Annotated in this window: 11 protein-coding genes; 6 read left to right on the top strand and 5 right to left on the bottom strand. The window is 35.0% G+C overall.

The window, feature by feature from the left end; translation table 11 throughout:
- Positions 1-3: 3 nt before the first annotated feature.
- A complete protein-coding gene (locus QW060_RS02485; RefSeq protein ID WP_290362133.1) occupies positions 4-1,077 on the top strand; it encodes a phytase in 1,074 nt (357 codons plus the stop codon).
- 188 nt (positions 1,078-1,265) lie between these two features.
- Positions 1,266-1,892 carry a MarC family NAAT transporter gene (locus QW060_RS02480; protein ID WP_290362132.1) on the top strand — a complete coding sequence of 209 codons (627 nt, stop codon included), beginning with the start codon at positions 1,266-1,268 and terminating at the stop codon, positions 1,890-1,892.
- Positions 1,893-1,977: 85 nt separating this feature from the next.
- Here QW060_RS02480 and QW060_RS02475 read toward each other — a convergent pair whose 3' ends face one another.
- Positions 1,978-2,628 (bottom strand): TetR/AcrR family transcriptional regulator, encoded by a 651-nt coding sequence (locus QW060_RS02475; protein ID WP_317623161.1) that lies wholly within the window; start codon positions 2,626-2,628, stop codon positions 1,978-1,980.
- Between the two features lie 201 nt (positions 2,629-2,829).
- Here QW060_RS02475 and QW060_RS02470 point away from each other — a divergent pair, with 201 nt between their 5' ends.
- The 4 genes from QW060_RS02470 to QW060_RS02455 all read left to right on the top strand — a co-directional run bounded on the left by QW060_RS02470 (position 2,830) and on the right by QW060_RS02455 (position 6,825).
- Positions 2,830-3,723 carry a tetratricopeptide repeat protein gene (locus tag QW060_RS02470; protein ID WP_290362131.1) on the top strand — a complete coding sequence of 298 codons (894 nt, stop codon included), beginning with the start codon at positions 2,830-2,832 and terminating at the stop codon, positions 3,721-3,723.
- A 201-nt stretch (positions 3,724-3,924) separates the two neighbouring features.
- Positions 3,925-4,239 carry a hypothetical protein gene (locus tag QW060_RS02465; protein WP_290362130.1) on the top strand — a complete coding sequence of 105 codons (315 nt, stop codon included), beginning with the start codon at positions 3,925-3,927 and terminating at the stop codon, positions 4,237-4,239.
- A gap of 192 nt (positions 4,240-4,431) precedes the next feature.
- Positions 4,432-4,998, top strand: a complete 567-nt coding sequence (locus QW060_RS02460) for a hypothetical protein (RefSeq protein ID WP_290362129.1) — start codon at positions 4,432-4,434, stop codon at positions 4,996-4,998.
- Between the two features lie 207 nt (positions 4,999-5,205).
- The gene (locus QW060_RS02455; protein ID WP_290362128.1) at positions 5,206-6,825 is read left to right on the top strand and encodes an alpha/beta fold hydrolase; all 1,620 of its coding nucleotides are present in this window, start codon (positions 5,206-5,208) and stop codon (positions 6,823-6,825) included.
- Positions 6,826-6,927: 102 nt separating this feature from the next.
- On the opposite strand, the gene QW060_RS02450 is transcribed toward QW060_RS02455, so the two are convergent.
- The 4 genes from QW060_RS02450 to ctlX form a co-directional block, all read right to left on the bottom strand.
- The gene (locus QW060_RS02450) at positions 6,928-8,196 is read right to left on the bottom strand and encodes a T9SS type A sorting domain-containing protein (RefSeq protein WP_290362127.1); all 1,269 of its coding nucleotides are present in this window, start codon (positions 8,194-8,196) and stop codon (positions 6,928-6,930) included.
- 8 nt (positions 8,197-8,204) lie between these two features.
- Complete coding sequence (locus tag QW060_RS02445) at positions 8,205-9,602, bottom strand: HmuY family protein (RefSeq protein WP_290362126.1); 1,398 nt, start codon at positions 9,600-9,602, stop codon at positions 8,205-8,207.
- Positions 9,603-9,607: 5 nt separating this feature from the next.
- Positions 9,608-11,734, bottom strand: a complete 2,127-nt coding sequence (locus QW060_RS02440; protein WP_290362125.1) for a TonB-dependent receptor plug domain-containing protein — start codon at positions 11,732-11,734, stop codon at positions 9,608-9,610.
- Positions 11,735-11,894: 160 nt separating this feature from the next.
- Complete coding sequence (gene ctlX / locus QW060_RS02435) at positions 11,895-12,830, bottom strand: citrulline utilization hydrolase CtlX (RefSeq protein ID WP_290362124.1); 936 nt, start codon at positions 12,828-12,830, stop codon at positions 11,895-11,897.
- Positions 12,831-12,832: the final 2 nt, after the last annotated feature.

Below are 12,832 nucleotides of genomic sequence, written 5' to 3'. Positions count from 1 at the left end.
AAAATGAAAAAATATTTTTTAGCCGTTTTATCCGGTCTTTTCCTCATAACTGCCTGTTCTGACAAATTGGCTCCGGTAGCAAAAAATGCCGTGATACCAACCATCATTACAGAGAAAACTCCTAATGATACTGATGATCCTGCAATATGGATTGATCATCAAAATCCGTCTAACAGTTTGATTATTGGTACTGATAAAGAAATGGGAGGCGGATTGTATGCCTATAATCTCGATGGTAAAATTGTACGTAAGTTTATTGATATGAAACGTCCCAACAATGTTGACATTGCGTATGGGATGCTGATCAATGGCAAGAAAACGGATATTGCCGTGGCTACAGAACGTAAAACACAAAAGATACGTATCTTTAGTCTTCCTGATTTATTACCTGTTGATAATGGCGGAATTGATATTTTTACTGGTGAAACCGGCGAAGATGAGAGGGATGGTATGGGAATCGCGCTTTATACCAAAAAAGACGGAACTACAACTACCATTTATGCTATTGTGGGCAGAAAAACAGGTCCTTCGGGCAGTTATCTATGGCAGTACAAACTGGAAGATGCCGGTAATGGGAACGTTACTGCAAAGGTGGTTCGTAAATTCGGAACTTATAGCGGGAAGAAAGAAATAGAAGCTATTGCAGTGGATGATGAAGCCGGATTTGTATATTATTCTGATGAAACTGCCGGTGTGCGTAAGTATTATGCAGATCCTGAACGCAATGACGATACAGAACTGGCTTTTTTTGCCCGGAAAGATGCCAAACGCGACCATGAGGGTATTGCGCTATACAAAACAGGAGAAAAGGAAGGTTATATTCTGGTTTCCAATCAGCAGAAAAATACTTTTTTAGTCTATGCAAGAGAAGGTACTGACGGTAATATTCATCAACATGAGCTGTTAGCAGAAATTCCGGTTTCTACAATAGAGTGTGACGGAGCAGATGCTGTAAATTTTAATTTTGGTCCGAGATTTCCAAAAGGTTTTTTAGTAGCAATGAGCAATGGTATGGTCTTTCATTTATATGAGTGGAGCACAATTCAGCAACGCATTGATGAACAGATTAAAAAATAGCATAAGCGGGAATATATATTCCCGCTTTTTTATTCAAAATTATCATCTCAAAACCATTTTGTTTATGATTCATTTATGAAAATATTCTAAATTTTTTTTCAGATATAATACTCAAAATACAAGAGAGAAATAAAATAAATAAGTATTTTAGATAAAACGAAAGAAATATAATTTCACCCCTACCCTATATGGATTTATTTTTAATCACATTTGCCGCTTTATTCTCCGTATTGAATCCAATCGGAACAGTGCCTATCTTTTTAGGTCTGACTCAGGATGACACTAAAGAAATGCGGAACCGCACAGCATTCTGGGCAGCTGTTAATGTATTCATTATTCTGCTGATCTCCTTTTTGATTGGCGAATATGTTTTGAAATTTTTCGGGATTAGTATTGATGTATTACGCATCGCCGGAGGAATAGTAATCTGTACTTCTGGTTTCGGATTGCTATCCGGATCGTTTGGTAAAAAAAGAGGCGTAAGCAAGAAAGTTACCAACGACGCTCAAAAACGCAGTGATATAGCTGTGACGCCTTTAGCGATACCGCTTATGGCAGGTCCGGGTGCGATGTCATTACTAATTGCAATGTATCAGGATTATCCTGAAATAGCAGATAAAAGCATTATTGCCACAGCAATTCTCGGTGCTGCTATAAGTATCTATCTCATTTTAAAAAGTGCTAATTATATTTCCAGATTATTAGGTGCTTCCGGTATTGTAGCGATTTCCAGAATTATTGGTTTTCTGGTTTTAGCGATCGGTGTTCAGTATATTATTAACTCACTATTGGTTATCTTCAGAATAAATGAGTAATAACTATAAAATCTATTGTAAAAAACAGCTGTGAATTTTAATTTACAGCTGTTTTTTTATTGCCCTTTTGGTTTCTAAAAGTATTCTATTCATATTTTTTATAAGTACTATCAATTATAAAAGACAGGGCTTCTTTTATCTTATCGCGATCCTGGGGAGATTTCATATCTAATCCGCAAAAAACACTTCCGTTTTCATTACTATATAAATTAAGATAATAAATGCCTGATATCAATATCGCAATGACAGCTCTGTATTGCTCTGAATGTGACTTGAAATGAGGATCAGTAATGGTACTGAATAAATATTCTCCGTTTGCTTCCTGACGATCTGAAAGTTTTTTTAATGTGGTCCGCTTTTCTGATAACCGCCAAAGCAATAGCTTTTGCAATTCTTTGTTTTTATCTACATAATCAAATTGTGATTGCAACATTTTTTGAGTGAGTACTTTCCCACCATCTTGAATTGGAATCGATGGATCGACCTTTACATTACTCCAAAAATCCTGTGATTGTATATAAGCATCCAAAAGCCCTTCAGTACCACCAAAGTAAGTATAAATCATTTTCTTATCTAAGCCCGCTGTTGCTGCAATGTTGTTTACTTTAAGAGCACTACACCCTTTTGTCATCAGAATTTGACCTACAGCATCTAAAAACTTCTTTTTGCTCCGTTCCTTGTTGCGTATGCTTCCTGCAGCTGGTTTTCTTTCCATCATCTTGTATTGAACATGCAATTTACTAAATTTTAAGAATAAATTAAAACACCAAATGGTGTCTTGTATCTATATTTGTATCCGCTATTACGCTATTCAGATACTATTAATCAAGAACGACATACTCAAATTGGAATACTTCTTGTAATCAGTCCATCTAAGGTGAAAATTTCAGCAATTATATCCTAATGAGAAAATTTTGAACTAAAAAAGATAATTTATATGATGTATAATATACACAAAATGTTCATTCAGAGTATGATATTTTTTATAGGATACCTGGGATACACACAAAATGACAATACTGAATTACAGCAGCTTGCAGATGCCGATCAGCGCGCAAGAAACATGTCAGACATTGATTGGCAAATGCTTAATAAAGAAGACAGTCTGAGACGTTTGAGGGTTCATGAACTGATGGCTCAGGGTAAAGTAAATACAGCCAAAGATCATTTTAATGCAGGAATTATATTTCAGCACGGTAATGATACGGTATCTTCTACCCTTGCTGTACAAAGTTTTAAAACGGCACTTGATCTCGACGGGAGTCTTAATCGGTGTTGGTATGCAGCAGCTGTTGACAGGGATCTGATGCGTAAAAACCAACCTCAGATTTACGGGACACAATTCATTCAGGATGCTACAACAAATGGTAAATGGAAACGCTATACAATAGATGCTTCAAAAGTGACAGATGAAGAGCGTCGCTATTACAGTGTAGAGACTCTGGCTGAACAGGAAGAAAAGGAACGTCTTATGAATCAAAAGACCATTGAAGCGTTTTATGCAGAGACACAGTCCATTGATCAGACCATTGCTGAAATTAAAAATCAACATAGTAATGGATCTCTTTCTGCCTATAATGCGAGCGAGGAGGCGATCAATAATTTCGGATATACATTGATGAATAAAAACTTGTATGAGGAAGCGCTCAAAGTATTGGAACTGAACACAAAACTGTATCCGTCTGCGTTCAATACTTTTGACAGCTACGGCGAAATTTTATTGAAGATGAATAAAAGAAAAGCCGCTTTGAAAGCCTATAAAAAATCGCTTTTGCTCAATCCAAAAAATGAGAATGCAGCAGAGATGATAAAAAAGCTTACTCAAAAGTAATTATTGATATAAAATTCCCGATGAAACACTTTATTATTTTTTTATTCTTTTTATCGTTTATTTCTTATAGACAAAATACAAACATAATAGCTAAGACCACTGCCCACATAAATTCGTTAACAGCCTGTAGCGGTGAAATAACGGCAATTTTGTTTATCGGACATCCGAATGTAAATAAATGGCTACCATAATAGAATTCATATGAGACACTTCTTTTTACTCGGTTATTATTTTACATCGGTATTATTATTAAGTTGCCCGGCTGTAAAACGCGATATATATACTCCTAAAGCAAAAAAGATGAGGATATTAAAAAACAGGCGATTGACTCCGTATGTTTGGATCCCGGTCACGCAAAATGTCAGTGTAGAATATTCAAGAAAATTAAGAATCACTGATTTTGATTTAAATGCTATTACAGCCGTAAATACTCCTGATAAAATAAATTCAGAAAACGAAGAGGTGACTGCTTTGGGGATATTGAGGAAAGCTGAAAAAGCAAAGCTTTCACATTAAAAACAGATTTAATGAACTCCTTTTACAACAGCTGATAGTCTTCGATAATCCATTTTTATAAGATCAAATTTTCTAACAGCCAGTAGAATCTCACACTGAAATTATTTTATAATAGTATTAAGAAAACAACAGTTTGAGTTTGAGTTCTAAAGTTTAAATTAGCTTATACAATTGGGGCAATAAATATAAGATATGAAACATTTATTATCATGCCTGCTGATCATGTTTGGATTGATACAACAAATTGTATCGGCACAAAATAGACCACCGCTCGCAGAGGTATTTGATGTCAATGAAATGACATTTAACGGCAAAGTAAAACGTTTTTTCAGTTTTTCTGAATTTGAAAAATATTTTGGTACAAGTGACAGCATCCATCTTTTGGTTGACGTCCAGCCCTGTAGTTATATTTTTGAAAATGATGATGCTACAAAAGATCTTAAGGATAAATATTTATATAAAGACGGATCACGCTTTGAAAATAGCGGAGATAAAGTAGCCGTTGATGTGTTCAGATTTACCGGAAGAAATTACATCCGATATAAAAACGTTAAACTCAATCGATTTACAAAACTGCGCAAATTAAAAAAGTTATTTCCAAACGCCGTAGATCAGATAGAGGATATAGAGGTTCAGGGCGAAGGTAGATTACAGATTATACAACTCAGAGAAGATGCTGACAATTTTTCTGACGGACATATCAATGTTTTTCTCAAAAATGGCAGGCTTTATTATATGCACTGGTGGTTTCCATGTTAATACAACAAGAGAATAGAATATCCGAATTACTGTTATCTCCCCAGACTATCCATAACTTCCGCATCGTTAAGTATATGAACAGATATGATCATTGCAATTCATGTGTACTGTATACATTATTAACTGTAGATCATTTTTATGCTCAAATATATGTGAATTTACGCCTAACTCAATAACAATAACCCTATGTATAAAAAACTCTTTTTAATGTTCTGTATGTTTGCAATCAACTATATGGCTAATGCGCAAACTACAATCCGTGGTACTGTAAAAAACCATAATGGAGAACCCATTTCTTATTGTTCTATCGGAATCAGAAATTCAGACACGGGTGCTGTATCCGATGAAAATGGAAATTATACGCTGACAATTTCTGATGATCTGAAGGAAGATATCATATTTAGTGCGTTTGGCTATCAAGATGAAAAGAAGCATAAAAACGAACTGCTAAAAAACAGTCATCTTATTTTGGAACCGGAATCTACCGTTATGGAAACGATGGTGATCAATCTGCAAAAAATGAAAGAAAAAACAATAGGCCAGAAAAAGAGACCTATGCTTACTTTCTCAAAAATGTTTGATAAAAATGTTCCGACTATAGAACAGGGAACTATTTTCAAACTCTATGAAAAGACTAAATTAAAATCGTATCAATTTCATATTATTCCCAGCTCAAGATATGCACAGATTACATTAAAGCTCAACATCTATGAAGTAAAAAATAATATACCCGGTAAAGTGCTTCTCGATGAAAACATTATTTTTAAAACGTCTGCTACCGGATGGCAAAAAATAGATTTATCATCTTACGGATTAGTGTTTAATAATAAAAATGAAATTGCTGTAACGATGCAGCTTGTAGATTATAAGCCACTCGAAAATGAGGCTTTTTCTTTCGGAATTTCAGCCAAAAAATCACTTGCAAAAAATCTGCTGTTCCGATATCAAAGCCAAGGTAATTGGGAGCGTAGCGAAGGTATATTTATTTCCAGTCTGGAAATTGCATACCTGAAAAAAAATAATGACAAGGAAGTTTTAAAGGATATTGAAGATGAAATTGTAAGTGCGGAAGATGCTCAAATAAAGATGCTTGCTACTTATTATCAAAGCAAAGAGCAGGCGGCAAAAACAATTTACGGGAAAAGTAAGAAAGGAAAATATGTTGATACCGGAGATGCTACAATATATTATGAATCTTATGGAAAAGGCACTCCGTTACTTCTCTTACACGGCAATAATGGCAACATATCTGACTTTTACAATCAGATTCCACTACTTTCTAAATACTTTGAAGTAATTGCAATAGATACACGCGGACAGGGAAGAAGTACCGATATGTCTACGGCCGATTACAGCTACGAATTATTTGCTGCTGATCTGCTAAAAGTAATTGAATCAAACGGGTGGAAAAAAGTAAGTATTATCGGATGGAGTGACGGTGGAAATACAGGATTGATTTTTAATTCTCAACATCCTGATAGGGTTAATAAATTAGTTACTATAGGATCGAATCTGGAACCTTCAGGTGTCAGTGAAGATTTGCTTGCTGAATTTGAAAAACAACTCGCAGAGAAAAAAGGAAAGTTACGACTTGTGAGGCTGATGCTCAACCATCCGCATATCAATTCTGCCCAGCTTGCCTCAATACAAAATGAAGTATTAGTAATTGCGGGAAGCGAAGATGTGATTAAGAAAGAGCATACACAACTGATACATGAGTCAATTAAAGATTCAGATATTGAGATTATCCCCGATGCAACGCATTATATCCCTTTTGAGCAACCAGAAAAGCTTAACAATATCCTTCTGACTTTTCTTTTAAAATAACATACTGTAACACTATTTAAGTCCCTAAAAAACAGAAAAGGTTTCCGTATGGAAACCTTTTCAAACTTAACAAAAAGTACTACTAAACTAACAACAATAAATCTATTTTAAGATTATTTTTTTCATCTCAGACTTATCACCTGATTTGAATTCAAGCATATACATACCGCTTGATAAATGGCTTAAGTCTAATGTTTGGCTGTAAAAACCATTTTGTGTATTCGCTTGTGCTTTATAAACTACTGCACCTGATAAACTATAAATAGCGATGGTATTCTGAGCTGAATTAGCCGTTTGTATATCATATACTACATTTATAATTTTGTCAGTTGAAGGGTTTGGATATACATCAAATGAAACGCCTGGTGCTACTTCTTCTACTGATAAAGTAGCCGTGTTATCTATATTAAATTTCACAATCCCCGTAGAAGAACCTGCGAACTGAGTAAAGTTTACCTTATAAACTACATCTGAATTATTACGTTTTACAAAATAATTTGTATTTGTATTTATTGTATATGACCCGCCAGTAAAAGTTTTCCAGTCATATCCTACGACACTGATATTAGCAGACAAATCTTCTACATTTGCAGTTGCATCCGTTGTTTTAGCAATTTTCACATTTGGCGATTGTAAAACTCCTGTTACTACATAAGGTATTGTAGTACCAGGTTGACCAGGATTTGGATAATCTGTTGTATACTGAGTAAACAAGAAATCCCATTCCGTTGCTACAGGCTCAAAATCCACTAAATCTTCGGTTGTAAAAGAGAAATAATTAAATGTTTTTCCTGTATTAGAAGTATTTGCTACAGTTTTTGTTACATCAGCTCCCCAAGCAGTTCCATCCCATTTTGCATACGTAAAAGTATAAGTTCCTCCTGCATACTGGTCTATTTTAACTTTAGTATATTGAGCAGGACTTCCTGTTGCTCCAGGTTTTTTTACTACAAAAATGACTGTTCCTGTCACAGCATGTGTCGTTGAATTATAATTTCCCCAACCAAAAGCAGCAGATCCTCTGTCAAAAGCACCTTCATTCCAGGCTGCATCACTGTTATAAAGCTGAGTCCAGTTTGCTTCATTCGTTACAGAAATAGTACTCCAGTCTGCTATGTTATTTGATGCTTCAAATACTGATAATTTGCCACCATCATTGATTCTGATCCCTTTATCAAGTGAAGAAACTCTGTAAAAAGCGATATCCCATGTATTGGATGCAATAGTGGTGTCATCCTGATCTGCCAGATTATAAAATACATTATTTGCATAACCAGCTCCCATAGTTACCTGCCCTTCTACCTGTGTCTGAGCGTTTGCAGAGAACATAATGCTTAATGCTCCTGCAATTGTAAGTAAAGATTTTTTCATATTGTTTACTATTTAATTAATTGATATTCAAATTTTGGAAATCCGCGTTCCCCATTATTGTTTAACATCTGAAGCATACGTATTTTAAAATAGTTACCTTCAATATCTTTAAGTATATAATAACGGTCTGCGTGTACTACTTTATCAAAAACATTTCTCCAGTCTACACCAATAACTCCCTGATTCTGTACAAAAAGATTATTCTGAATGTCCCCCTCAGAAAAGGCTTCATACGATTTGAAACCGGTGGAAACTTTGTATACTTTTACTCCGGCTTTCAGATTGTTTATCACAAAATCTGAATAACCATATGATCCTGAACCGTCGATAATGTCTGTAAATACAGTAAAGTTTAAATCCCATTTATCTTTTGCAGGCTCTACCTCTACAATATTATTGGTTGTAAAGCTGAAATGCGTAAAGTTATGCGATGGCGTTCTGTTTATTTTTACTGTTTTGAAAGTAGTTTCATTTAAATCTGCATATTGCAAGACATAGTTATCGCCTTCCAACAAAATACGCATCTTTTTAAACCCTCTTGGAGTACCACTGACAGCAACACTCCCGGTAGGAGGCGTTTCAGTACCCGGCTGAAATCCAAGATTTACGAGATAAACAAAGTTCTGACTGTTATCCGATGAAATTTCTGAAATAGCTGTCATTTGGATATCGCCTGAAGGATCGTCAACATAATTGGCATTGGCCGCATCAAAAGTACCTACGGCTACTTCAGACAACATGCTTTGAACAGATGCCTGTGTTACTGCATTCATATCCGTAGTCTCCAGTTTTTTTGCCGCCATATAAATAGATCCATTTATAGTGACTCTGTTCAGGTTGCCTGAATAGAATCCAAGATCCCAGCTGTCTCTTTTTATTTTGGTCATGCGTTCTGTACTCAAATCTACATATACATTATAGGCTTGATTGGGTCCTCCTATTTCTGGCTCTAATACGGCTCCTAAAGTCCGTCCGAAAGAGATAACAGCCGTAGAATATCCCTGAATAGCTGTAGCGAAGGAATAATCAACTTTTTCTATTTTAAAAGTGATCATCTTATCTTCTCTGTCAAAAGGATAAATAAGGTTTTCAAATATAAAAGAGACCTCCGTATCATTATTATTAAACGGTAATTCAATAATACGATCAGTCTGTTGCGGTATTGTAGTGTAATCAATTCCTTGCGAAGCATTATCTTCTGATACGCGAATGTATACTTTACCAGCAGATTTTGCCGGTTCAGAAAATACCAATCTCATATTATAATTATCCTGTATTGTAGAATAATCTATCGATTGACTTTTAAAAGCAACAACGAAAGGTTCCTGAGTAAATTCATTATCTTTCTCACATCCTAAAGTAAAAACCAAAGAAAGAACTGCTATTATTTTTAAGATTGATTTCATTTTATTTATATCGATAGTTTATATAATAGTTTTACAAAATAACTGCGCCCATATCCCATAAGAAGTGTATTGGCACCAGCAGTATGCGCTCCGGCTCCTTCTGATGAAGTTCGGATTCGGGTAACATCAAACAGGTTACGCACCCCAACCGTTACGTCTAATTTATTGTTATAGAATCCCTGACGTACTGTTGCATCTACCCATGATATCTCCTGTCTCTTTCCTCTTGTATAAGTTGGATTGATAATATCTGTACCCGTTTGAACATATTCATATTCCGGTCCGGTATATTTGAAAAGAAGGGAAGCAGTGGTATTGGTTTTTTCAATTTTATAAGACACATTGAAATTCAGGTTCATACTATACAGATAATCATTTGTATCTTCTGACTGATTTAAAGTTTTCAAAGTGGCTCCATAAGTAATACCAAAGCCTGCATCAAAATTCTTGTATCTGAAATTCCCCATATAAGAGATGTTTCTGTTTTTATAGGTATCAACATTCAGATATCTATATACAAGCGGATCTCCCGGTGCACTGGCAACGACTAAATCAATTCTGTCTTCAACCTCAAATAAACTCAATGATAATCTGTTGGTATAAGAACCTTCGTTAAATTCAAATCTTTTCTTCAAATGCAGAAAAGCAGATCGTCCTTTTTCGGTTGTCAGATTTTCATTTCCCTGTATATCATGATTTGCATCAAAATAGTAGCTGTATAATTCTTCATAATTAGGTAATCTTGGAGACATTCCATATACTGCTCTCAATTCATATCCTTTCGGAAGAATGTATTTTGCACTTACTGAATATGCGATTTCCTGATCAAAAAGATTAGAATTCAGCAGTCGCATACCCGGACGTATTGAAAATTTCGGGGTAATATTAAATTCAGCAGATCCGAAAATGTCATAAGAACCTATTTTTCGATCTATATTTTTTCCGTCAAAAAAACCTTTTCTGAAAGAAGTAAAACCATTCATTTCGCTGATTTCATATCCTATCTGAAAATCAAAAAAATCTGATTTTACAAAATTAGAGAAAATACCTTTGGAGTATAATACCTTTCTGCTTTCAAAATCATATTTCAGCACATTGGTTCTTTCATCCTTTTTAATCAGATATTTATATTCTTCAACAGAACGGGTTTGCTGCTGATAAGAAAGTGAAACATCATATTTGAACCAATTTGCATTTCCTGAAGCATTCAACAGATTGAAATAACGGTTAGTGGTAATGATTTCATCATTGGAAAATGGCTGGTAAGTTGCTGTTTCAGGATTATAACCCGGTGAAACGATTTCACTATACTTATTGATTTTCTCGTTATAATATTCCGATTTAAAAAAGATTCGGTAATTATCTCCTGTGTAAGCCATTGTCATTTTTGCCGACTGTTGCAGTTTAGGCAGCCATTCATAACCTCTGAGACTATCGTTTAGCGCATATTGTTCTCCTTTTCGATCAGCCCAGTGTCCTTTGAAATCATTACGGCTGAATGTAGCATCCATATACAATCTGTCTAACAACTGATGAGCAATTTTCAAAGATTGAATATGACGTCCTTTAGTATTTAAATTGTACTCATTACCAATAGTCTCTTCCTGCAAAACCGGTGTAATTTCCCAGCTACCCGGTATTGATTTTTTAGTGATGATATTGATAATACCTGCGGCTGCATTGGCTCCGTATTCAACCCCCATAGCACCCTCTACAATTTCAATCTGAAGGATATCATCGAGATTGATTTGGGTTAAATCAGTATTGCTTCCAAAACTTTCATCATTTACCAAAGGAACATTATCTACCAATATCTTAAAGTACTGAGCATCCAGACCGAACATTTCAACACCTGATTTCCCAGTAGATGCATTAGGGCGTATATTTAAATTTAAGGTTTGATTCAAAACATCAGCCAGGTTGTTACCCGCCAAACGATCAATCATTTCTCTATTGATTACCCTAACCTCATAAATTGATTTATTTACTTCCTGAGGACTATATTGTCCTGAAATAACAATCTCTTCGAGTACAGTGTCATCCTGTTGCTGACCATCTTTATCTTCCTGAGCATTTACCGAGGTTATCCCGAATAAAGCGATCGCAAACAGTATATTTCTACGTATAAACATTATTTATAACTAATCTCATTTAATTCAATGGCAAATATAGTCATTAAATTTTTATTTAGAATTGATTAAAATAACAAATAATAATTGTTTTTTTTTATATGAAGTTTATAATGATAAGTATTATCTATAAAAAAAGCCGGGTTTTATACCGGCTTTTTGATTATTTCTTAGGCAGAAAGACTTCTGCCAACATACAGCGGGCACTACCACCGCCGCATGCTTCAATTGTATCTAATGATGAATGCAAAATTGGGCAATGCTTTTCAATGGCAGCAACCTGTGCTTTTGTTAAGCTATTATAGGCCTGAGTACTCATTACCAAATAGCTTTGATCATTTGCTCCTTTTACCTGAAGCATATTACCTGCAAAATTATTTACCTGCTCTTCAGTAATATAAATAACTTCTTTTCCAGAATCTTTTAAATGATTTATTACAATCTTGCGCTCTGCTTTATCGTCAATGCTATCAGCACAAATAACAGCAAAGTGATCAGCCAAACACATCATTACATTGGTGTGATAAATCAGCTTACGCTCTCCGTTTACAGTCTGGTAAGCTTCAAAAATCACAGGGTTAAATTCAAAATCTTCGCAGAATTCAATGACTAGTTCTTCATCAGCTCTTGGTGACAATGCGCAATAAGCGATTTCATTTTCACGATCTAAAAGCAAACTACCTGTTCCTTCCAAAAAGATATTATCTTCTTCAGCTGATGTATAATCAATGATGTTCTCTACTATAAAGCCTTCATCTTCCAAAAGATCTAATATTTCTTCTCTTCTTTCTAAACGTCGGTTTTCAGCAAACATAGGATACAGGGCCACATCACCGTTTTCATGAAATGAAATCCAGTTATTCGGAAAAATACTGTCCGGTGTATCAGGATCAAGTGTATCCTCTACAACAATTACATTTACACCTACACTTCGAAGTTTTTCAACAAAAGCATCAAACTCTTGCTGTGCCTTAGCATTTACTGAAGCCGGAGTAAGGTTATCTAATACTTTTTGATAATAGTTATTTACAGCCGTTTGCTCATTCATACGAAAAGCAACCGGACGAATCATTAATACAGTATTGGTTATCTGACTCATAT

This window comes from Paenimyroides ceti (genome assembly GCF_030409925.1).
The sequence above is the reverse complement of the archived record's forward strand: the minus strand, read 5'-3'. Positions and strand labels throughout refer to the sequence as shown.